Source organism: Levilactobacillus yiduensis (assembly GCF_024718525.1).
Classification (GTDB): Bacteria; Bacillota; Bacilli; order Lactobacillales; family Lactobacillaceae; genus Levilactobacillus; species Levilactobacillus yiduensis.
Window position 1 is genome coordinate 1 of sequence record NZ_JAMXAZ010000026.1, and the last position, 21,118, is coordinate 21,118.

Genomic DNA, 21,118 nt, shown 5'->3' on the forward strand with positions numbered 1-21,118 from the left:
TACGTGGCCTCAAGTAACTGCCGAAAACCTACATTTCTTTCTGCCGAAAACCTACATTTTTAAACTGCCCTTGACAGTCATTGGGAAGTAGATACGGTGCTTTCTAGTCGAAGTGAGTCACGATCATGTCTGGTTACATTCGTAGAACGTAAGACCCGACTTCTATGGGCCATCAAAGCCCCTAATAGAACGGCTAAGGCTCTAAACACCGCCTTTGGCAAGTTTATGGGGGCCTTCGGTCCCCAAGTAAAATCCATTACTGTTGATCATGGTAAAGAGTTTGCCAATTATCAGGCCTTAGAACAGGATTATCAGATCAAAGTTTATTTTTGCCATCCATATTCACCATGGGAGCGAGGTTCCAATGAATATTTTAATAGACGGTTACGCTGGTTCTTCCCGAAAAAGACCAATTTTAGCCAAGTAACGACTGATGAGATCCTAGCAGCACTTGAACTAATTAATCAACGACCATTAAAAATACATCATCAACAGACTGCCATTGAAAGATTCCGGGCTTGTTCGGATTAAACTTGTAATTTGCCTTGAGAATAAATCATATCGTTTTGTTTTATTAGTAACCAATTTTGTTCAACTACGGCGTTTAGGTCATTTAACATGGCATTCTCTGCATTGGTCATATTAAGGGAAGTGAATGCCTTAAAATATCCATTCATGAATAGCTCATCTGTTATGTTTTTGACCAGCTTATGTGTTTCTGGGTCCAATGATTCCAGACCCTTCAAATGTAGAAATGATTGTATTTTTTGTTCTTGTTGTTCTTGCTTTTCTTCAGCAGATTTAAAAAGTCCCATAGCATTATTCTCCTAGAACGGGTCCAGCTTTTACCGACTTCCGTATCTGGTCTTATATAGTTATAATACCGCTAATCATGAGAATTGACGGTATTTATTTAAACAAAATCCAGATCCATTAGGGATTCTTCCAAGCTATCAATGGTTTCATTGCGTTCCATATAATCAACCCAGCCATCATAAGATTTTCGCTGACGGGGCTTCATGGCTGAACTCAATTTGGCTTGGATATTGCTAATGAATTTGATGACAGCACTGCTGGTCTCATTTTTAATGCGCAGACTACTCCACTTTTTATTGGTGGGGCGGTCTGCGTTTTGTTCGGTTAGGAACGCAGTATATTTATCTCGAAAATTATCGACAATCTGACTGTTTGCTTCCAAGTATTCTTCTAATTCAAATGTTGTCATAGTAACAGCCTCCATATTTAAGTTGTGAATCAACTGATTACATAGGACTCGGACCTATGACCAACCACCCGGCTAATCAAACGTATGTTCTTTTTGAGCGCTAAGATAAGTCCCCATGTAGGGGACTTATGAAAATACAACGCCTAATACTTTGACGCCAGTCTCTTTATCAACTTTGATATTAGGATATTGTGGATTGAGTGATACCAGCGTAGCCTCACCATCAACTACTGACAGCTTTTTCAGATACGCGCAACCGTCCATAACCGCAGCAATGATCTGACCATCACGGTAATCGTCTTCCTTTTTGACGAAAACAACTTGCTTATCCTGGTAGACAGGCTCCATTGAGTGGCCGTTGATCTGGAAGGCATAGTCGTAATTGCTAGGTACGGGCTTATGTACGGTTACAGTGAATGGCTTAGTAGAATCATCAAGGAACTCACCAACACCAGCAGAGAGGACACCGTTTGCCGTAATTTCGAGGGTGTCATCGTCTTTAGGGAACTTGATGACGTTAGATTTACTAGAAGATGACAACTTTTCCTTTGCGAATGAATAAACATCTTTTTGCTGGTCAACAGATAGCTTAGAAACGACTTTCAAAATCATATCAGCATAATCATCATCGGCACCGTACATTAATGTTTTTATATCAACATTAAATAAATCAGACAGTCGTTCCAAATCATCGACCATGGGGCTTCTACTTCCTGATATCCAACGTGAAATGGCGGAAGTAGTTTTTCCAAGTTTGCTTCCTAATTCAGCCATGGTCATGTTGTTTTGCTTTCTGTAGTAATCAATCATTTGAGGAAGAACTACTTTAGCCATGTTTACCATTCCTTTCAGAATTTTTTATTACTACTTTAGTTTACCGTTTTTTGACAAATAAGCAATATATTTTTTGACAAATCGGCAATTTTTTATTGACAAATTGGCAACAAGATATATACTAGATATTGTAATAAGGAAGGAGGCAAGGCGATGGGAAAGACATATAAGCCATTAGACGAAAAGCTTGTATCTACTGGTTTGAGAATGAATTATATTGCCAATAAAATGGGAATTGACATTTCTTATCTATATAAGCTGAGAGTTAATCCATCCAATATATCAGCAATACAGCTTGACAAAATGGCAAATGCTACGGGCATAGACTTTTTAGTCTTATTGTCTGTAGTAAAAAAATTTAATCGTGAAGTTGACAAATTGGCAAGTTGACTAGAAAGGAATGAACCACATGAACGACTTAGTAATCATGAAAGACCAACAAGCAGTTACTAGCAGCTTGCAGGTAGCAGATACGTTTGAGAAAGAACACAAAAATATCATGAGAGACATTGATAAGCTACTGGAATCTGGTGGCTCAAAATTGAGCCGCGAGATGTTTGCTACAGGAACTTATGAAAATCGTGGTAAGCAATATCCAATGTATTACATGAATCGCGACGGATTTACCTTGTTAGCAATGGGCTTCACAGGAGACAAGGCACTGCAATTTAAACTTCAGTACATTGATGCGTTCAACGAGATGGAACAGCAAGTTAAATTCCAAGTTCCATCTACGTTGCCAGAAGCATTACGTTTGGCCGCTGACCAAGCAGAGAAAATTTCAGTGCTGCAGCCTAAAGCAGACTACACCGACAAGATGTTAGCTAATCCAGGGTTGGAAACAACATCGGTAATCGCTAAGAACTACGGCTACTCAACGCGTGAGTTTAATAAGCTACTGCATGGCTTAGGCATTCAATACAAGCAAGGTAAGACATGGCTGCTGTATGCCAAGTATCAGGATCAAGGCTACACACATGTCGAACCCTACGGATACACCAACAGTGATGGTATTGAAAAGGTACGCAACACCATGAAGTGGACACAAAAGGGGCAAGAGTTCTTATACAGTTTCCTGAAATCGAAAGGAATTTTGCCACGTATTGAGCAGACAGCATAGCTTGATTAATAGATTACAAAAGGAGACGAAACAAATGGCAAAGAAAACGTCTTACGAAGGTCAAAAGGACGCGTACCTGACAAGATTTAAAAGAGAAAATTCAGTTAGTGATTTGTTTTCAGATAACACACAAGAGTCTGGTGAAAAAATCGTGAGCTTGTTAAAAAAAGAAGGCTTAACGTATGATGACGCATACGCCAGTCTTCAATATGCCTACGACAAAATCAAGTATGAATCTAACTTTCTGAAATTAAACTAACTATTTTTAGCTCAGTATCAGGATCGAGTAATAAGAAAGGCAATTCAGCATTGTTTTTTAGATATTTGACGTTAAACAAATTACATTTTCCAGTTTGTTCGCCAATATCAAAATTTGAATATTTTTCAACTAGTTCCTGACACAGTAGTGATGGTGATTTATAAATAGCGAAGGGATCACTATATTGATGGCCGTAATTATCAAACAAAATTTTTCGTACTCGATAGAGGTCCGAAGTTATATCGGAAGTGGACCATCTGTCAGTATTGATAGTGCCGTCACTCATAACGTATTTAGTCACGGGATTATCATACGAATCCGTTTGGTAAGTGTTGGCAGTCACTAAGTCATCATCAATTTTCCATACAATTTTATAAACAGGTATCTGAGTTATTCCCGGTTGTTTAAATAACTCTGGAAAGACTTTCAGGGCATACTCTAACAACTGCGCTTGTCTAAACTTCATTTTAATTCACCTCGATTAATTGGAATAACTCAAGTATACAACTGAAAGGAAAATATAATTTGCAAAAAAATAGTCACGAATTTACATGGCTGATCATCAGCCGAGTATTGATTCCAGCAGTTGTATCAGTGATTGTTACGTTGCTGATTACAAGATAAGAAAGGAATGGTTATATGTACGAAACTTATCTGCTAGTTGGCTTTCTAGCCTTCTGGCTAACAGTAATTGTATTGATCGCCTCAGCCGGTTATCAGCTACGGAAGTCAGTGGTACGTGCCGGCGGATGGGCACCATTTTGGAAAGACTTCTTTGGAATGGAGGATCAACATGAAAATTAATGTTGGTGACAAGGTCAGTTACGAAGATACGTATGCCGCAGGTATCAAGGTGGTGTCTGCTGGTGTTGGTAAAGTAGTAGAACTCAAGCCAGACGTTTACGGAAAGTCGAACAAGAAAATTGCTGTCATTAAGCAGCGTGGACATGAGCCATTTGAAATGTTTACTAGCGGATTGGAGGTCGTTGATCGATGAAATTAGGACATAAAAAAATAGCCCTGGGGGACAGCCCAGGACTCGAAAAGATGAAACGTTTGTCAAAACTATTCTATGACAATTCTACTCAGAAAGCGGGGCGTTGGCAATGGCTTTAGGCGGAACAAGCGCGGAATATGACCGAAAATTTTCTACGCCTGTGGTCACGCGCATTAACCAGACTGACGAGGAGCAAGCGATCTTAGAGCATAACGCTCACGTTGAGGCGCTGGAAACATTGGCAACGGATTTACGGAATTGTCTGGAACACGCCACTGACGAAAAGTATAAGCGGCATTTGGCAGTTAAGCTTGACCGCACTAATCAGCGATTAGAACAGTTACGAACGGAGGAATAAGCATGAACCTATACGAACTTGAGGGCAACTTATTGCATGTCGTTGAACTGGCCAATAGTGCCAAACCAGAAGATCAGCAGCTGTTTGCTGACACAATTGAAAGTTTACAAGACAGCATCGCTGACAAAGCAATTGGCTACGGCAAAGTTATTAATCAGCTGGTAGCTGATAAAAAGCAACTTGCAGATAAAATTAAACACGATCAAGAACGAATGCGTGCGTTGTCCAACAATATTAGCCGGTTGAAATTAGCATTACAGCACGGAATGGAATCAGCAGGCAAGGACAAAATCAAAGATATTGACCTGTCTATTTGGATTCAAAATAACCCCGTTAGTGTTGCTGTGACGGACGATAAACTTATTCCTGGTGAATTTACTGAGGTAGAAAAGAAACTGAATAAAACGGCCATTAAACAGGCACTCAATGATGGTGAAGAGGTTCCTGGCGCCAAGCTGGTACAGACACGGTCAATTCGAATTAAGTAGGAGGCAAACATGGAAAAAAGCGAATCAATTAAAAACTTGGCTACTAGTATGGCACAATTCCGTAAGAATTTACTCAAAGCACAGCCAAGTAAAGATGGAAAAAGCCATTATGGAAATTATGTAACTTTGGAAGACCTAACCGCTGCAGTAGATGGAGCGTTGCCAGAGTCGTTAGGTTATACGCAGGAAGCGACCAGCGATCCTAATGGTGTTTCTATTACGACTATGCTGTTTGATGCTAGTGGCGAGTACATTATTTACAATCCGCTTAGCATGCCAGTACAGCGTAAAGACGCGCAGGCATTCGGCTCTGCTGAAACTTATGCACGACGATATAGTTTATCAGCCGCATTCGGCGTATCCGCGTCTAAAGATGACGATGGACAACAAGCAACTAAAGCGGCTCCTAGCAACCGTACGGCACAACAAAACAATCGTCAACCCCTGCCTGTAACTAAACAGCAGGCCACAACACTTAATGGATTGTTTGAGGCAATGAGTAAGGCAGCAAGCGCCCCAATTGAAGCTGTTAGAAACGGTTATCTGGAAAAATTAAACGTTAGCCAGGTCAACGATTTGACGCATGATGGTGCTAACCAACTGATCAGCCTAGTGACTGCTCAATTAAAAAAACAAAGTGAGAAGGGGAATTCTAATGATTAATCGAGTAGTTTTGACCGGACGACTAACCCGTGATGTGGATTTACGGTATACACAAGGCGGTGCTGCTGTAGCTACTTTCAATCTGGCCGTTGATCGGCGATTCACCAACCAACAAGGTGAGCGTGAAGCTGATTTTGTTAGTTGCGTTATCTGGCGTAAGTCGGCAGAAAACTTTGCTAACTTCTTCCACAAAGGATCTCTGGTAGGCATTGAAGGCCGTATTCAAACACGCAACTATGAAAATAAGCAAGGCCAACGCGTATACGTGACTGAAGTGGTCGTGGAGGACTTCTCGTTCTTGGAATCAAAGAACTCTACTGGTAACGGTAGTTATCAAAACAATCGGCCGCAAAATAATACAAGTGATCCGTTTGCTAACAACGCTGGCAATGTTGACATTCAGGATGATCAGTTACCATTCTGATTTGAGGTGATTAAATGCAGCGGTCACGATCAAAATACTTTGAACGTAATGGCAAGTCATACTTGTTAGTTGAGCTTGACCATCAGCCAAATTTAGACCATATCGAGACCGTTAGCGGTTCGCGTGACCAACTTTACCTGGATTGGGAACTAGCCGACACACGCAAAGCTAGACCGCAACAACGACGCCTATTTTTTGCCCTGCTAAATGATATTACTGATTACTTCGTGGTGCCACAAGACTTCCTGAAAGCAATGTTTTATGGCCAATATCGTGAGTATACCAACGGTAATGAGATTAGCCTGTCAGACACGACAGAATCGTCCGTGAGCGACGCTAACGTGTTACTCGACCTAGTTATCGACTTCATGTTTACGTGGCGTGTACCGTTCAAACAAGGCTATGAATTGCTACCGAGAGAGCAAGAGTATTACCAATATCAGTGTTGCCGGCATCGTCGGTGCATGGTGTGTGGCCGTGAACATTCGGATATTAACCACGTTGATACGGTTGGATCTGGCCGCGATCGGAATCATCTTGACCATACGCAACTACGAGTTAACTGTTTGTGTCGTGAGCACCATACAGAATGGCACAAAATCGGGCCGACAGCGTTTGGCGAGAAGTATCACATTCCAGTTGCCGGGATTAAGTTGGACGAAGAGACGTTGAGAAAGATTGGAGTTAGAGGAATTTATGACTGAATTATTGACAGACAAACAAATTGAACAGGCATATCGTGACTATCTTAAAGACAATAAAAAAGTTGTTGACCAAATGATTGCCAAGAAGATTGAAACTGCTACAAAATCTGCTATCAATCAAGCTTTTGCTACTGGTAATGGATATGGCGATAGTGAGGGCTGGGCGCGCAAGTTAGTTTACAGTCTGGTTGACGAAAAAGTTGCGGCAGCTACTACAGCGCAAACAGTGGTCGTTGATTTAGATGAAATTCAAGAAAAAGTGAATGCGTCCTTAAAGCGTCACCTAAATAAGCTGAACGTAAAAGTGGAAATGTAATTGTTAATCGTATTTATCGATGAGGTGATATAGATGAACAACCTTTTAATTAGTGAGCCGCCATTACAAGTCTTGCCTACACTAGCAGTAAGAGTTGGTTTAAAAGAGGCAATTGTATTGCAACAATTCCACTACTGGTTACAGCGTTCTGGTAATAACAGAGATGGATATAAATGGGTTTATAACAGTTATGACGAATGGCACAAACAATTTCCGTTCTTTAGCAAGGTTACACTACGAAGGACAATTAACAGCTTAGAGAAGCAAGGTTACTTGGTCAGTGGAAACTATAATAAAGCTGGCTTTGACAAAACAAAATGGTATCGAATTGATTATCAGCGTATGAACAAAGCATGTGATCAAAATGATCATACGAGGTGCTCAAATTGCTCACATGCAGGTGATCAAAATGAGCAGACCAATACCAATAGACTACCAGAGACTACTACAGAGACTACAAAAGAGAATAGTGCAGCTGTCGCTGCACCTTCCTCAATTGAGTCTGACTTTGAGGAAATCTGGTCAGCTTATCCCAACAAAAAGGGAAAAAAGCAAGCGTTTAACCATTACAAAGCTTGGCGTAAAAAATCAGCAAAGCATTCCAACGATTATCTTTTCACTCAGCTAAAACTGTACAAGCAATATATTGCTCAAAATAAAGATTGGTATCGCCCTATGGATGGATCTACATGGTTCAATGGCCGATTTGATGATGAGTATCAAGTATCGACTGAACCAAAACATGAGGGCCGCGAGTATTGGACAGGAGGTTAGCATGGAGCACGTTACTTTTGACCAGGGATATATTAAACGGTTAGCCAATGCCCACCATGTTGACCTGAACCACTTGCCGACTAAAGAAGAATTAGATCGTAAGACGGCCGAACAAGCAACTCAACAATTGAAACGGGACAAAATGGCCCGGTACTATAGCTACTCGGTCTGGTCAGGAAACATACCGCTAAAATTCTCGTTTGGCAACTGGGATATTGCTAAGCAGGACAATCCACACTTAGCTAAGTCATTAGGCAAGAAGGCATTCGTGTTGGCTAAGCAATTAGAAAACCAAAACTTCAATGTGGCTATGATGGGTGATCGTGGCGTTGGCAAAACGTCTTTAGCACTAGCTATGTTGGACCACCTGATGAGCCATGGACGTAGTGGCATGTTTGTATCAACTGCCGAGCTGCTAAGAATGGTCAATGACAAATATGAGGACACTTCAATCCGTTCCAAACTACTCAACATAACGCGTTCAATGATTGAGGTTGATGTGTTGGTACTAGATGATTTTGGCACGGAAGGCGGTATGACTGGTAACATTAAACCGGTTCACAAGGATCTGCAAGACATCATGTATCGGGTGTCTAACGCTAGAGTTGATTTTAATCACAACACCGCTAAGGGTATCACCATCATTACAACCAACAACACCAAAGGACAGCTAAAACAGATGTATGAAGGCAAGTTCATTGATCGCGTATATCCAGACAACCCGGAACAGCAACTTATTTTTGACGGCATGAAAGGGGTGCGTCACGTATGAGTGAATGTCCATTGTGTCATGGCACTGGCGTTTTTCACCACTGCACGGCAAGCACCGTCACAGCTAGCCCATGTCCTAATTGCAATGAAGTTTTGAAAGAACGGCGTAAACTTGAATTTGAAGAACTAAGGAACGAGACAAAACGACTATTGAGAAAGGGGTAGAGGTGTATGTCATCAAACAAGAAAATGGCGGCCGCAATCAGGGAGGCTTATGCCAATTATGGCGACGATCCAGATGATTGGCCGGAAGACATTAAAAAAGAGATCCGCGGTCAAACTGAGGAAGAACACACAGCAGAAAATAATGTGCTGCGCCACATGATTTTACACGGATATACCAACAAATATATTGCACAAGAACGGTCCAATAAACCGAAATATATACAGCAATTACGTGACAGAATGCGAAAACGTGACGAATTGGATTACCAAGCCACACCAGATGAGCTGACACAACTGAAATACAACGTCAAACACACGAATAAGCCTAACAACAAAGGAGTGGCTGGTGCTATGCACCGTGATAAGGATTGGGTGCGCTGCATGCGAGAGAAACTACGAGAGGCAGACAATGAAGCACAGCGATAAGGTGTATTACCACCGGCGCAACGCTAAACAGCCTGCCACATGGATATGCTGGATCGTTCGTGGCAATAGCCGATCGGCAATGATTAAAGTTAAAGGCAGCCACAGGCATATTGAGGTGGCACCGAGTGATGTTGAGATTGGGAGGACGAATGATGACACCAACATTTAGAGTGTGGGACGAAACGCAGCATAAAATTCTACAAGTCGACTGTATAGACTTTATAGATGGCAACGCGTACTGGGTTGAAGCTAGTGCTGCTGATGGTAATGTGCAAGGTGGAAATGATGGCCCTGTTGGAGACAATAGCCAGCTTAAATTGGAGCAGTTTACCGGCCTGAAAGATGCCAATGGCAAGGAAATATATGTTGGGGATATTGTTAAGTCTAGCTATAAGTATGCTCAACCTAAAATTTCACAAGTTATTATGGAGGATGGCAATAGCTATATCCTTGGAGAAGACTTGGCTACTGGGAATGAGATGCTAGTTAGTGACCATATTAATGAGATTGAAGTCATTGGGAACGTGCATACGAACCCAGAACTATTGGAGGCGCAGCATGATTAAATGGAATTTTCAACTTTGGCTGGCACTGAACGGCGCACAGCATATCAACACATTATTTTGCAAGCCAATCAATCAAAGCAAGCCACGTTGGCGACGAGTTAAACGGCTATTGGAGGCACAGCATGATTAAGATATATCAGAAACAACCAGTTGAAGCTGAACAGTTTGATGGGAGCCAAAAGTATATTTTTGGACAAAAGGTAATTTCAGATAATAGTTTGGTTGATGCGTTAACACATGATCCAGTCTACTATTCGATCCTAATTAATGAAGATGATTCAGATGATCCAAAAGAAGACCCCAATGAAGTTGTATTTGAAATTGGCGATTGGATTATCAAATATGGAGAAGATATTCATGCGATTCCTGATGATATGTTCAAAAAAACTTATGCTGAGTTGCCAGTTATTCCTAAATGTGTCGCTGATTGGATCGAGGAATGTAAGCGTAACGATCAGGCGATCGCGTCTGCATTTGACGAAACATTAATGTCTTCCAAGACTAGGTATTATTTCTGTAATTATAGCACTCGTAGCCAATGGATTAGCATACAAGACGCATTTGTACGCGCGTGGCTAGACGGGTATCAAGTGGAGGCACAGCATGACACACGAACAGATTGAGTATCGAAATTACGTGCTGCAAGGCATGGCAAGCTATGGCGGCGATGTGGCACAGGCGTTAGTGTGGTGTGGCAATCACTTTACCAAGCTGAGCAACAGCCAGCGCAACGCGATTAATAAGTTGTCAGCAAAGGAACGCAACCAGGTTATCCATGAGCTGTCGATGGTATTCATGTAGGAGGACGTATGGATAAAACACGAGACGTAATGAACGGTAACCAGCGTATGTTACTTAGCTATCTGGAATCATTAGTGCCAAAAGATGATGTGCTTATGGGACTAGCTGTATTCCAATCAAAATTAAGCAATCACAGCGTTCCTAAGGAAGTTTACATTGCTTTGGGTATGCTGAGCAATGCGGAGATTACTAACGTGCTACACGAGCTTACACGGCCATTTTAGGAGGAATGATGGGTGAAACGATCGACGATTAGAACGGTAGAGGATATTCTACGTGATTATCCTAAGATTGATAAGTACATTGAACAGCGCGAACAGGAGTTACGTTATCCGGTAACGCCGGTTGATGAGAACGTTGGCGGCGGTCGGGCACAAAACGGGTTCAACGATAGCGCAGACCGGCTAATTATCACACTAGATGAGGACAAACGGATTAATGCACTGAAGAAGCAGCGTCAGGTTATCGATGACTGTCTGGATGAAGTTGGGCCCGATACGCAAGCAATTATTGATGAACAATATTTTCGAAAATATCCACGCTATACCTTAACAGGAATGGTCGAAAACAACATGTTGAGCGTTGGTAAGTCACGAGCATATAAGCTGAAAAACTTGTTTATAAAAAAGTGTGCTAAAGGATTAGGACTATACGATTTGTGAAAAGTGGAAAAAACCGAGAAAATTGACCCCTAATTTGGGTGTAAATTGGTACCATAAGCGATTGATGAAATGGGCGTGCATAGCTCAACGGCAGAGTAAAGAAGATACGGGTTCAACTCCCACTGCACCAATAGCGGTGTAATCCAATGCACCGCAAACCTTCCTAATTATCACCTGTGTCTCCTCCAAACGGCTGGGTTCCTATTTCCTTCCCCAGCCATACATACAAGACGTGGCCGGTGCTGCGTCTTTTTTATTACTTGAAAGTGGGTGTGCAACATGATCGGGTTACTATTCATGATATTCATAGTGCTGTTGTTCGGTGAGCTGACTGGCCTGTGGTCAATCGCGCTAGGCATTCTGCTGCTGCCATTGTATCTGATTGCGTTTCTGGTTCTGGTGGCGTCACTGCTGGCGGTCTGGCATGACCTGTGGGACAACACCAATCATCACAAGCGTGGTGACGACTAATGCCATTAGTACACCGATGTGGTGAGCCTGGTTGCCGTGAGATGATACCGCTCAAGTATCGCTACTGCACCAAGCATTACAACGCCCACTATCAAGCATACCTGCACCGCCATTCAACTGGTGTTGCCGCTCGCGCATATGAGTACCACCGTCGGCGACAGACCAAGCACTATGACACAACCAAGCGTTTCGCTGAACCGGTTGACGCCCAGGACACTGCGGCCGACGAGCTGGCAAAGAGTTTTGGCTTAAAAGTTTCGGCCAAAGATTCTGGCAAAGAGCTGGCACAAAGTTCGCGGGCAAAGTTCTACCGTTCAAAGCAGTGGCTCGCGGTTCGTTCCGCAGTCTATAACCGAGACATTGGCTGTTGTCAGGTGTGTGGCAGGTCAGAACAACGCATGTACGTTGACCATATCGTTCCACTGCGGTTGTGCTCCAATAAGGAACGAGTTGCAAGTTCAAACCTGTGGACGCTGTGCGGAAAATGCCACAATAAAAAGTCTCGCCAAGAAGCAAAGACGAGCGACAAGAAACTTCAAAGAATGAGCCGACTGGACTGGCAACGCGTCCTGAAAAATTAGGGGGCCGCCTAGGCCTGAGCGGCCGTTCCGCATACCAATGGAGTTGTCTTATAAAAATTTTCAATTTAAAAATCACTTTTGGTAAGGGGGTTAGATAATGACAGCAAAAAAGAAAAGTGCACGTCTTAGTGCAACACCGCCTGACTACTTGCAAGGCATTGCGCGTGATATGTGGTCAGCCATTGTGCCAGTTTTGAACAAGCAAGACTTAAACGTTACTCAGCTTGACAGCAGTATCGTTGAAGCGTTCTGCATTAACTACCAATCCATGCGGGAAGCCTACGAGAACGTTTCTGAGAATGGCCAATCCAAGAAAGCCTACAAGACGGCACTAAGCCCAGTTACCGGTGAGATTGTTGCGACTGATTTTGTTGGGTTTAAGCGAAACCCTGCGACTCAGATTTTAGATTCTGCTACCAGCCGCCTGAAACAGCTCGGCAATGAATTGGGGTTGACGCCAGCAAGCCGACAAGAATTAATTCAGTCGGCCGGTAATGACGGTGACGAAAATGTGGCTGCGGATTTAGCCAAGTTCTTCGGCAAAAAGTAGCCGGATAGAAAGGGGTGAGCAATGTTGAAAAAGATTGATATTTCCAAGACAAAAGACGTTGCTCAGGCGTGTTCTGACGCAGCGTTCAATGATTTACGTGGTCACTTCACCGACCCCGGTACTGAGTACGCCTTCAAAGTGCTTGACGGAAAAGAGGTTACCGGCTATTTGATGAAGCTCGCGGCATTTCGCCACTTGCGCGATTTACAGCGGCAGGGCCAACCTGATTTTCCGTTCGTCTATGATCCGGACGCCGTGAACAAGGCACTGCTCTTTGCAAGCGTGACCCCTGACGTTGACAGCGGCGACCCAGTTCACTTACTCGGTTGGCAACAGTTTATCATGGCCGAGTTGTTTGGCTGGAAAACCAAGACGGGCGGCGTTCGTTTTACCAAGTCGCTAATCTCAGTTGGTCGGGCGCAGGGTAAGACGATGATTGCCGCGATTATTATGGCCTACACTTTTCTGCTTGACTCGCTGGGCCTGTCCAACCAGGACTACCTGGTTGCGTCAATCAACTGGAAGCAAACCAGCAAGCTACTCGGTTATCTGAAAACGATGTTGCGCAAGGTCACCGAGATTGAGCCATTCAAGACACTGGCCAAGCAATCTGGTCTCATGCTCCAAAACGACCAGATCATTATGAAAAAAAGCAACAACGTCATTCGGGCCGTCAGCTTTGAGTCGGGCCAATTCGATAGTTTCCATTTCCGTACTGCAATCGTTGACGAAGTCGGGGAACTCAAGAATCGGGCCAAGACATCTAAGATTCTATCCGGTCAGATTAAGATTGCCGACCGGCGGTACATTCAAATTTCAACGTCATACCCTGACCCGAAAGTGCCATTCTATGACGACCAGCGAATGATGACGAAAGCCATGGAAGAAGACTATAAGCGGGAAGCCGACACTTACCTGTGTCTGGTATGGGCGCAAGACGACCTCAAGGAAACTCAGAAGCCTGAGACCTGGGCTAAGAGTAACCCGCTGCTAAACTCGCCTGAGCAGAAACGTGAGCTTCTCGGGGGTCTGATTGACAAACGCGACAGCGATATGCTGGCTGGTACGATTGGCGATTTTCAAACCAAGAACATGAATATGTGGTTGAACGAAAAAGAGAACCGTTACCTGGACTTGAAGGACATCACCGCTTCAATCATTCCGCGCGACAGCTTCAATATTGCCGGTCGGGAAGTTTACATTGGCTTTGACGCGTCACAGTACAGCGACGACACCAGCTTAGCGTTCGTCTTCCCGTACACTGACGAGGACACTGGGGAACACAAGTTTCACATCTACCAGCATTCCTTTATTCCTACTTCTCGGACACAACAGAGTATTGCTATCAAGGAAAACCAAGACGGCATTGCTTACCGCGAAGAAGAACGGCGCGGGTTCGCGACTATCTCGCATACAGTCGGCGGCGATATTGATTATTCAGACGTCTACAACTGGCTACTTGATTTTGTAGAAATTCATGACCTGCAAGTACAGTCATTCCTATATGACCCTTGGCGCGATAAGGTCTTTATTTACAAGCTAGATCAAGAAAACAATTGGCTAATTGAGCCAGTTCGGCAAGGGACAAAATCACTTGACGAGCCTACCTCATTTTTCCGGCATGAAATGCAAAACGGACACATTACCATGTTTGATGATCGGGTAATGCAGGCCGGCATGACCAACGCCGTTACGCTGGTTGACAATAACGGTATCAAAATAGATAAGAACCTTGCCACCGACAAAATCGACTGCGTGGACGCCATCATAAACTGCTTCTATGAAGCCATGCTTCACTTTGAAGGTGTCTCACGGGACGACCGCGGCACCGATGACCCATTTGCCGGTTGGAAGCAAGACGACATCAACAGCTTTTACAAAAATTACAGCTTTTAGGGAGTGACGACATGAAACGAGCATTACAAGGGTTCCTCAAAGCAGCCGAATTAATTAGCGAGTCACTACCAATGTGGCTCTACATCATGGGTATTGCCACTATTTACGCCGGCGTTTCGGTATTTAGTAAAGCAGTCGGAAATATTGTACTGGGTGTCATGCTAATTGCGACCGCATTTCTATTCGGTAGTAGCGACGACTGAAAGGGGGTGAGATTAATTGAAGTTCACTAATCCATTCAAGCGCCGGTTCAGTAATCGGGCATGGGTGCCCAGTTCTGACTACCAACCATTCCTGATTGTGAACGGCCAGGTCGTCAAGTCGGCCAGCTACGCCACGGCCAGCGCCGCCCTCAAGAACTCAGACATATACAGTGTGGTCAACTTAATTTCAGCGGACGTTTCCAGTTGCAAGTTTGTATCAGCCAACGACTTCTTGTTGCATAAGCTGAACGCGCCTAATCCAATCATTAATTCATACAATTTTTGGCAATCCGTCACCGGGGCGCTACTGCTAAACGGCAACGCCTACGTGGTCATGAACCTGGACGCCAGCGGCCGCCTACACCACTTTGAGCAGGTAACGCCGCCACAGGTTCAGATTATCATTGATGATGGCGAGCAAAATGTTAACTACAAGGTTACGTACTATGACAATCGGGGCACGGTAACGATTCCCGCCGGTCAAATGCTTCACTTTAAGCTGCTGTCCAACCTGAGCGACAACAAGTTTATCGGTGTCAGTCCCCTGCAATCACTGGTCGGCGACCTGAACATTCAGGACAAAGCCAACGATATGGCTTTGAAGTCACTGAACCAGGCTATTCGGCCAAGCGGTATTCTTACACTTGCTGCTGGTGGGGTTGACCCCGAAGCCAAAGAGAACGTTCGCCGAGAATTTGAGCGCGCCAACTCAGGAGCCAATGCCGGCCGGGTCATGGTCATGGACCCCACGGCTACGTACTCAACGCCGCAGATTGACAGCAACATTGCCAACTTGCTGAACTCAGTCAGCTATACGCGTAACCAGGTGGCTAAGGCGTTTGGGGTGCCACAAGACTTCTTAAATAACGAGTCGGCCCACAGTAACATTGACCAGGTTCGTTCAACCTATTCTCAAGCGCTGAACAAGTACATCTACGCCTTGAGTAGTGAGCTGACCATGAAGTTAGGTGTCGGCGTTGACCTGGACATGCAACCGGCGATTGATCCTGACTACAGTCAGTACGCCGCCACCATTTCAGACTTGACCAAAAACGACGCCCTAGAGGGTGTGCAAGCAACTCATATTCTTAAGTCAGTCGGGTTTATCCCGGTAGACACACCAGATTTTGACGTAGGTAATGACCCAACGAAAGGGGGTGAGTAAATGACAATCAAACTTACTGGTGACGTAGTAGACAACGAGACCGCCAGCTTCTACAACTGGTTTGGCATGGATAGTATCAGTCCCGCGGCAGTCAGTGACGCGCTTACTGCCGCTGATGGTGCTGATGTTGATGTGACCATTAGTTCCTACGGCGGCGATGTGTTCGCGGCTAGTGACATATTTACCGAGCTGAAAAATTACTCTGGCAAGGTCAACGTCACAGTCACGGGCATTGCGGCTAGTGCGGCCAGCGTTATCACCATGGCCGGCGATACCGTTTCGATGTCGCCAACGGCCCAACTCATGATCCACAATGCCAGTTCAGCGGTTGAAGGTGACACTAATACCATGGCCCACAAGGCTGGGGTGTTGGACAACATCAACAAGTCAATCGCCAACGCTTATGTCGCCAAGACAGGCATGGCCAAGGACGACCTGCTGGACTTGATGAATAAAGAAACGTGGCTCACGGCCGAGCAAGCCAAGGATTATGGCTTTGCCGACAAGATTTTATTTGATGACTCAGCTGACACGCTACAAGCCGTTGCGTCCGCGTCTTCTATCCCGGCCAAGTCGGCTGTCGTCAAGTTTAGAAACATGCTCGCCACCGACAAGAAGCCGACGGTTAAGCCAAAAACTGAGCCGGTTCACGACACTGTACTGCAACAGAAATTAAATATTTTGAGAGGTGTAAAGTAATGAATTTATCTGAAATTAAGGACGCCATGACGGACTCACAAGAAAAGTTGACCGCCATCAACGCCAAAATCACTGAGGGCTTACTTGATGACAAGTTTAGTCCCGAAAACATGGCCGCATTGAAGTCTGACCGCGATAATGAACAAGCCCGTTTTGCCGAATTGAAGACGCAACGGGAAACCGCAGAATCAGACCAAGTTGCCAGCCATATCGCTGGCAATTCTGCCAAGACTAAGAAGGGGGCCAAGAAAGTGCCTGTTACTGAAAATAAGCTGTCTGCTGAAAAGCATGCGCTTAACGACTTCTTGCATTCTAAGGGTGCCATCAAGGACACTGCCGCATTGCAAGTCACGTCAACCGAAGCTGAACCATTGGTTCCCGAAGAAATCATTTACAATCCACAGAGTGAAGTTAACACTGTTGTTGACTTGAAGCAACTTGTAAATGTCGTTCCTGTTACCACGCCGTCCGGGTCTTACCCAATTCTTAAGCGTGCCACTGACACGTTCCCAAGCATTGAAGAACTCAAGGAGAACCCAGCACTGGCAGAACCAGACTTCCAAGACGTTGATTGGAAGGTTTTGACTCGCCGGGGCGCAATTCCGCTGTCTCAAGAAGCCATTGACGATTCTCAAGTTGACCTGACTGGCTTGGTTGGTAAGAACATGGGCGAAAAGTCCGTAAACACCACCAACGCCGACATTGCCAAGGTTTTGCAAGGCTTCACCGCCGTTGCTTCCACCGACACCAACATCGTTGATACGATCAAGGGCATTCTGAACGTATCCCTTGACCCGGCATATGCACCAACGATTGTCGCAACGCAATCTCTGTACAACACGTTGGACACTTTGAAGGACAACAACGGCCAGTACATTTTCCACCAAGACATCACGACGCCAAGCATCGGTGTACTCACAGGCGTTCGGGTCGTTCGTATCTCTGACACGTTGCTGGGCAAGGCTGGTGACCAATTGGCCTTTATCGGTGACTTGAACCGGGCTATTTTGTTCGCTGACCGCCAAGAAGTCTCCTTAAGCTGGGCTGATGACAAGGTTTACGGCCAGTACCTGATGGGTGCTCTGCGCTATGACGTTAAGGTTGCTGACGCCGACGCCGGTTACTTCCTGACCAACACGGCAGTGAAGTCTTCAAGCGCTGCTACTGCACCAACCGCTGACGCTAAGTAAAGGGGTGACTGAAATTGGCCGTGACTGTTAGCGAAATGCAAGAAGAACTTCACTTAGATGGTGAAGAGCATATTTTGCAATCTCTGATTGATGAAGGTACGGACTACGTGCGTTCCGCGGTCAATTACAATTTGCCCGTGGAAGAGTACGAAAAGTACCCACTGTTTGACCGTGCCGTGAAGACCTACGTTTCTTGCTACTACTACGATCGTTCGACCGGGGTAGGTACTAACAAGGGTCTTAGCATGATGATTAACCACCTGCGTGGGCGAATGTGGGGTGCTGACAATGGTCAAGATTAGACCACATCAACTGGTTCACCGCGCCCACTTCGGCACCATCAAGCAAGCTACCAATCCCAACACGGGCGCCCCGGTTAAGTCGTTCGTTGAATCGTTTGCGTTGTGGGCCGAGTACCGTACCCGGTCAGCGTCTCAGCTATTTGCGGCTAAGCAGGCTGGCATGGAAGAGACGCGCACTATCGCTGTACGCCGCAACTCAGCGCTAGACGAACAACTGCGGGTGAAACTTGATGACGGCAAGCTGTATCGGATTGCGAATATCTCGCATGACGACACCAACAACTATATCGCCTTCGATTTTATCACCCTGGAAAAGTCCGATACCGTCAAAGGGGGGTAGCCGCATGGACCTAAATAAAGCATTGACGACTTGGCTAGACAACGTGCAGCAAACCGTTCACTTGACGCCTTCGGAAACTGCGACTGTTACGGGAGCCGGGGCTAAGGTGTTGTCCTACCACTTGCGAGATACGACCAAACGCAAGCACTACCGGGTTCACGTTACCGGTCAGGACGACACTCACCTTGCGGACGCTGTGACCTACCAGCGAACTGACATTGACGGCGACAAGACCGGTGCCAGCACGGTGGGGTTCACCGTCAACAAAGCGTACATTGCCCGGTTCCTAAATGACGGGACTAAGCGTATCCGGGGCGACCACTTTGTTGATGTTGCTCGTCAGGACGCAAAGAATAAAGTTATTGCTGCCGAAGCGGCCAAGTATCAAGAGCTTGTCCGTAGAAAGTGGGGTGACTGAAATGGCACTACCCACGATCGAAGTCAGCAAAATTCTTGAGAGTGTCCCATGGATAAACGCCGTGTACACCGGGTTACTGCCCGAAGACGCGAGCGCAAATACCACGGACACGATAGCACTAGTCACCGAGTCGACGACGGAGCTTAATGTGTGGGGAAACGATACTTTTAATGCCGCCACGTACGGCGTTGAGATTGAAATTTTCTACTCGTTGAGTTTTGACCAAGACGTTGGTGACCTAGAAATTCAACTCATGAAAGAGCTTGAATCTAAGGGCTGGCGTATTACAACGGCGCGCGCCCATTCGATTGACCCTGACACGGGGCAAACGACCAAGGTTATCTACGTTGCAAAAAATAAATTAATTTGAGGTGTTATAAATGGCTACTGTTGGTATCAAAGGTCTGCGAATGGCCTTAATTGACCCCAAGACTGGTAAGGTTATTGCTGGTGAAGACGGGTTCTCAGAGAATGGTATTTTTGACGCTCGCGGCCGGGTTGCACAAGGTCTGAGTGAAGCAAACATTACTGGTATTGCACCAAGTGTTACCAAGGTTTGGGGTAACGACATTCTGCAAGACCAATCTGTTGGTAAGTCACAACCAAGTGTTGCGGCCAGCTTCAACAACTTGCCGCATGAAATTTTGGAAAAGGCGTTGGGTGAAGAATCAGACGGTAAGGGCGGTTACTTAGATAATGCGTCCGGCGTTCTCCCCCATATCGCCATGGACTTGATCAGTTCCGATTTAGCTGGTAATGAAATTCATTACTGCTTCTACGATGGGAACATGACCCAGGGCGACAAGAACCTGCAAACGTCCAATGAACACCAATCACGGGTTGCAGACGCATTGACGTACAACCCATTGGCTGGTTCAAACGGGCACATGATGAAGACGTACTACGCCGCTGATGAAGGTTTCATCGATAAGAACTTGATTGATGAAATTTTCCCAGGTGCTAGTGACACGACCGACACCACCCCTGCTGGTGGTTCTGGCTCGCAAACGTCCGATTCAGGGGACGGTAAGAGCGCCTAGACTCTAATAGTTCAGAAATTGGCAATCGCACTGACGCGGTTGCCTTTTTTCTGGTGTAAACAAAAATTCTAAAAGCGAGGTCATAAATTATGACAGTTAAGGTAAATGCAAAAGTTTTAGGTATCAAAGAACCCGTTGAGATTAAAGAATCCAACCGCAACTTCCAAAAAACGCTGGTTATTCAAAAGCAACTGCTCAAGGTTGAAGCTATGCCCGATGACGCCAGCGACATGGACATGCTGGATGCCGCTATTGAAGCCAACCAAGCCATGACTGACTACATCACCGACATGCTGCGGCTTAAGACCAAGGAAAAGCACGCTCTGGGTGACTTGACAACTGATGAAACCGGCAAGTTGATTCAGACGATTATCGCAGGTATCCAACACCAAGACATCACCGAAGTGGAAGACGCTCAAAAGAAAGAATCTACCGACAATTCAGAATTGAGTGACACCGAAAAAAAATAAAAGCGCGCCGGCAAGTTAACGAGCTGTCCAATCAAATTGAAGAATTTGACTACAATGCGCAACAAGCCCTCATTAACATGCACATGACCCCAGAAGACTTTGACGACCAAGACTTCTATCGCTTCAACGATGTGCTTTTAGCCCGTCCTGAGAAAGACCGGCCAGTTGTTGACCCCGCAGCATTCCTGAAACAGTTGCGGGCTATGGGATAGAGGAAGTCGCTAAGAAAGGGGTGTATCA

General features: G+C 45.2%; 38 protein-coding genes and 1 pseudogene. 35 read left to right on the top strand and 4 right to left on the bottom strand.

The window, feature by feature from the left end:
• Positions 1-78: 78 nt before the first annotated feature.
• Positions 79-531 (top strand): annotated as a pseudogene (locus NGM66_RS11820) (IS30-like element ISLsa1 family transposase); the annotation flags it as partial.
• Here NGM66_RS11820 and NGM66_RS11825 read toward each other — a convergent pair.
• The 3 genes from NGM66_RS11825 to NGM66_RS11835 form a co-directional block, all read right to left on the bottom strand.
• Positions 528-815: a hypothetical protein gene (locus NGM66_RS11825; RefSeq protein ID WP_258115713.1), complete on the bottom strand. Its 288-nt coding sequence runs from the start codon at positions 813-815 to the stop codon at positions 528-530. The pseudogene NGM66_RS11820 and the gene NGM66_RS11825 overlap by 4 nt on opposite strands.
• 98 nt (positions 816-913) lie before the next feature.
• Positions 914-1,225 (bottom strand): CENP-N/CHL4 family protein, encoded by a 312-nt coding sequence (locus tag NGM66_RS11830; protein ID WP_258115714.1) that lies wholly within the window; start codon positions 1,223-1,225, stop codon positions 914-916.
• Positions 1,226-1,351: 126 nt separating this feature from the next.
• Complete coding sequence (locus tag NGM66_RS11835; RefSeq protein ID WP_258115715.1) at positions 1,352-2,059, bottom strand: helix-turn-helix domain-containing protein; 708 nt, start codon at positions 2,057-2,059, stop codon at positions 1,352-1,354.
• A gap of 153 nt (positions 2,060-2,212) precedes the next feature.
• On the opposite strand from NGM66_RS11835, the gene NGM66_RS11840 reads away from it, so the two are divergent.
• Genes NGM66_RS11840 through NGM66_RS11850 form a run of 3 tightly spaced genes read left to right on the top strand, consistent with a single transcriptional unit; the run spans position 2,213 to position 3,438 of the window.
• Positions 2,213-2,449: a helix-turn-helix domain-containing protein gene (locus tag NGM66_RS11840; protein WP_258115716.1), complete on the top strand. Its 237-nt coding sequence runs from the start codon at positions 2,213-2,215 to the stop codon at positions 2,447-2,449.
• 19 nt (positions 2,450-2,468) lie between these two features.
• A complete protein-coding gene (locus tag NGM66_RS11845) occupies positions 2,469-3,179 on the top strand; it encodes a Rha family transcriptional regulator (protein ID WP_258115717.1) in 711 nt (236 codons plus the stop codon).
• A gap of 34 nt (positions 3,180-3,213) precedes the next feature.
• On the top strand, positions 3,214-3,438 hold the full coding sequence (locus NGM66_RS11850; RefSeq protein WP_039106800.1) for a protein-tyrosine phosphatase family protein: 225 nt from the start codon (positions 3,214-3,216) through the stop codon (positions 3,436-3,438).
• Here the strand turns inward: NGM66_RS11850 and NGM66_RS11855 are convergent.
• Entirely contained in the window at positions 3,416-3,904 is a 489-nt protein-coding gene (locus tag NGM66_RS11855) for a hypothetical protein (RefSeq protein ID WP_258115718.1), read from the bottom strand. The two genes, NGM66_RS11850 and NGM66_RS11855, sit on opposite strands and share 23 nt — an antisense overlap.
• A gap of 327 nt (positions 3,905-4,231) precedes the next feature.
• Here NGM66_RS11855 and NGM66_RS11860 point away from each other — a divergent pair, with 327 nt between their 5' ends.
• The 31 genes from NGM66_RS11860 to NGM66_RS12010 all read left to right on the top strand — a co-directional run bounded on the left by NGM66_RS11860 (position 4,232) and on the right by NGM66_RS12010 (position 21,090).
• Positions 4,232-4,435 (top strand): hypothetical protein, encoded by a 204-nt coding sequence (locus NGM66_RS11860; protein ID WP_258115719.1) that lies wholly within the window; start codon positions 4,232-4,234, stop codon positions 4,433-4,435.
• Entirely contained in the window at positions 4,432-4,554 is a 123-nt protein-coding gene (locus tag NGM66_RS11865) for a hypothetical protein (protein ID WP_258115720.1), read from the top strand. Before NGM66_RS11860 ends, NGM66_RS11865 begins: the two co-directional genes overlap by 4 nt.
• Positions 4,545-4,793 (top strand): hypothetical protein, encoded by a 249-nt coding sequence (locus NGM66_RS11870; RefSeq protein ID WP_258115721.1) that lies wholly within the window; start codon positions 4,545-4,547, stop codon positions 4,791-4,793. Before NGM66_RS11865 ends, NGM66_RS11870 begins: the two co-directional genes overlap by 10 nt.
• Positions 4,794-4,795: 2 nt before the next feature.
• Positions 4,796-5,281: a siphovirus Gp157 family protein gene (locus NGM66_RS11875; RefSeq protein ID WP_258115722.1), complete on the top strand. Its 486-nt coding sequence runs from the start codon at positions 4,796-4,798 to the stop codon at positions 5,279-5,281.
• Between the two features lie 9 nt (positions 5,282-5,290).
• On the top strand, positions 5,291-5,944 hold the full coding sequence (locus tag NGM66_RS11880; RefSeq protein WP_258115723.1) for an ERF family protein: 654 nt from the start codon (positions 5,291-5,293) through the stop codon (positions 5,942-5,944).
• On the top strand, positions 5,937-6,368 hold the full coding sequence (gene ssb / locus NGM66_RS11885) for a single-stranded DNA-binding protein (RefSeq protein WP_258115724.1): 432 nt from the start codon (positions 5,937-5,939) through the stop codon (positions 6,366-6,368). Before NGM66_RS11880 ends, ssb begins: the two co-directional genes overlap by 8 nt.
• A 14-nt stretch (positions 6,369-6,382) precedes the next feature.
• Positions 6,383-7,072 carry a putative HNHc nuclease gene (locus NGM66_RS11890; protein WP_258115725.1) on the top strand — a complete coding sequence of 230 codons (690 nt, stop codon included), beginning with the start codon at positions 6,383-6,385 and terminating at the stop codon, positions 7,070-7,072.
• Complete coding sequence (locus NGM66_RS11895) at positions 7,065-7,388, top strand: hypothetical protein (protein WP_168868686.1); 324 nt, start codon at positions 7,065-7,067, stop codon at positions 7,386-7,388. The genes NGM66_RS11890 and NGM66_RS11895 overlap by 8 nt, the downstream gene beginning before the upstream one ends.
• A gap of 33 nt (positions 7,389-7,421) precedes the next feature.
• Entirely contained in the window at positions 7,422-8,162 is a 741-nt protein-coding gene (locus NGM66_RS11900; RefSeq protein ID WP_168868685.1) for a replication protein, read from the top strand.
• Between the two features lies 1 nt (position 8,163).
• Complete coding sequence (locus NGM66_RS11905; protein WP_168868684.1) at positions 8,164-8,934, top strand: ATP-binding protein; 771 nt, start codon at positions 8,164-8,166, stop codon at positions 8,932-8,934.
• Positions 8,935-9,104: 170 nt separating this feature from the next.
• Positions 9,105-9,524 (top strand): hypothetical protein, encoded by a 420-nt coding sequence (locus tag NGM66_RS11910; RefSeq protein WP_258115726.1) that lies wholly within the window; start codon positions 9,105-9,107, stop codon positions 9,522-9,524.
• Positions 9,525-9,673: 149 nt separating this feature from the next.
• Positions 9,674-10,090, top strand: a complete 417-nt coding sequence (locus NGM66_RS11915) for a YopX family phage-derived protein (protein WP_258115727.1) — start codon at positions 9,674-9,676, stop codon at positions 10,088-10,090.
• A 122-nt stretch (positions 10,091-10,212) separates the two neighbouring features.
• Positions 10,213-10,713 (top strand): DUF1642 domain-containing protein, encoded by a 501-nt coding sequence (locus NGM66_RS11920; protein ID WP_233670534.1) that lies wholly within the window; start codon positions 10,213-10,215, stop codon positions 10,711-10,713.
• Positions 10,694-10,891, top strand: a complete 198-nt coding sequence (locus NGM66_RS11925) for a hypothetical protein (protein ID WP_168868681.1) — start codon at positions 10,694-10,696, stop codon at positions 10,889-10,891. The genes NGM66_RS11920 and NGM66_RS11925 overlap by 20 nt, the downstream gene beginning before the upstream one ends.
• Positions 10,892-10,899: 8 nt before the next feature.
• Positions 10,900-11,115: a hypothetical protein gene (locus NGM66_RS11930; RefSeq protein WP_168868680.1), complete on the top strand. Its 216-nt coding sequence runs from the start codon at positions 10,900-10,902 to the stop codon at positions 11,113-11,115.
• A gap of 12 nt (positions 11,116-11,127) precedes the next feature.
• The gene (locus NGM66_RS11935; protein WP_168868679.1) at positions 11,128-11,553 is read left to right on the top strand and encodes a DUF722 domain-containing protein; all 426 of its coding nucleotides are present in this window, start codon (positions 11,128-11,130) and stop codon (positions 11,551-11,553) included.
• 297 nt (positions 11,554-11,850) lie between these two features.
• Positions 11,851-12,024: a hypothetical protein gene (locus NGM66_RS11940; protein ID WP_168868678.1), complete on the top strand. Its 174-nt coding sequence runs from the start codon at positions 11,851-11,853 to the stop codon at positions 12,022-12,024.
• On the top strand, positions 12,024-12,605 hold the full coding sequence (locus tag NGM66_RS11945) for an HNH endonuclease (RefSeq protein WP_168868677.1): 582 nt from the start codon (positions 12,024-12,026) through the stop codon (positions 12,603-12,605). Before NGM66_RS11940 ends, NGM66_RS11945 begins: the two co-directional genes overlap by 1 nt.
• Before the next feature lie 97 nt (positions 12,606-12,702).
• Positions 12,703-13,155, top strand: a complete 453-nt coding sequence (locus tag NGM66_RS11950) for a phage terminase small subunit P27 family (protein ID WP_258115728.1) — start codon at positions 12,703-12,705, stop codon at positions 13,153-13,155.
• A 21-nt stretch (positions 13,156-13,176) separates the two neighbouring features.
• A complete protein-coding gene (locus tag NGM66_RS11955; protein WP_258115729.1) occupies positions 13,177-15,051 on the top strand; it encodes a terminase large subunit in 1,875 nt (624 codons plus the stop codon).
• An 11-nt stretch (positions 15,052-15,062) separates the two neighbouring features.
• Positions 15,063-15,254: a hypothetical protein gene (locus NGM66_RS11960; protein WP_258115730.1), complete on the top strand. Its 192-nt coding sequence runs from the start codon at positions 15,063-15,065 to the stop codon at positions 15,252-15,254.
• Between the two features lie 16 nt (positions 15,255-15,270).
• Positions 15,271-16,419 carry a phage portal protein gene (locus NGM66_RS11965; RefSeq protein WP_168868673.1) on the top strand — a complete coding sequence of 383 codons (1,149 nt, stop codon included), beginning with the start codon at positions 15,271-15,273 and terminating at the stop codon, positions 16,417-16,419.
• Positions 16,420-17,118, top strand: a complete 699-nt coding sequence (locus NGM66_RS11970; RefSeq protein ID WP_168868672.1) for a head maturation protease, ClpP-related — start codon at positions 16,420-16,422, stop codon at positions 17,116-17,118.
• Positions 17,118-18,308 (top strand): phage major capsid protein, encoded by a 1,191-nt coding sequence (locus tag NGM66_RS11975; RefSeq protein WP_258115731.1) that lies wholly within the window; start codon positions 17,118-17,120, stop codon positions 18,306-18,308. Before NGM66_RS11970 ends, NGM66_RS11975 begins: the two co-directional genes overlap by 1 nt.
• A gap of 35 nt (positions 18,309-18,343) precedes the next feature.
• Complete coding sequence (locus NGM66_RS11980) at positions 18,344-18,610, top strand: head-tail connector protein (protein ID WP_258115732.1); 267 nt, start codon at positions 18,344-18,346, stop codon at positions 18,608-18,610.
• Positions 18,597-18,950, top strand: a complete 354-nt coding sequence (locus NGM66_RS11985) for a phage head closure protein (protein WP_168868669.1) — start codon at positions 18,597-18,599, stop codon at positions 18,948-18,950. Before NGM66_RS11980 ends, NGM66_RS11985 begins: the two co-directional genes overlap by 14 nt.
• Positions 18,951-18,954: 4 nt before the next feature.
• Positions 18,955-19,368 carry an HK97-gp10 family putative phage morphogenesis protein gene (locus tag NGM66_RS11990; RefSeq protein WP_258115733.1) on the top strand — a complete coding sequence of 138 codons (414 nt, stop codon included), beginning with the start codon at positions 18,955-18,957 and terminating at the stop codon, positions 19,366-19,368.
• Position 19,369: 1 nt separating this feature from the next.
• Positions 19,370-19,738, top strand: coding sequence for a DUF806 family protein (locus NGM66_RS11995; RefSeq protein ID WP_168868667.1), 369 nt, complete (start codon positions 19,370-19,372; stop codon positions 19,736-19,738).
• Positions 19,739-19,748: 10 nt separating this feature from the next.
• Complete coding sequence (locus NGM66_RS12000; protein WP_258115734.1) at positions 19,749-20,408, top strand: phage tail protein; 660 nt, start codon at positions 19,749-19,751, stop codon at positions 20,406-20,408.
• Between the two features lie 89 nt (positions 20,409-20,497).
• Positions 20,498-20,878 (top strand): phage tail tube assembly chaperone, encoded by a 381-nt coding sequence (locus NGM66_RS12005; protein ID WP_168868665.1) that lies wholly within the window; start codon positions 20,498-20,500, stop codon positions 20,876-20,878.
• Positions 20,879-20,955: 77 nt separating this feature from the next.
• A complete protein-coding gene (locus NGM66_RS12010) occupies positions 20,956-21,090 on the top strand; it encodes a hypothetical protein (protein WP_258115735.1) in 135 nt (44 codons plus the stop codon).
• The last annotated feature ends 28 nt before the right edge of the window (positions 21,091-21,118 follow it).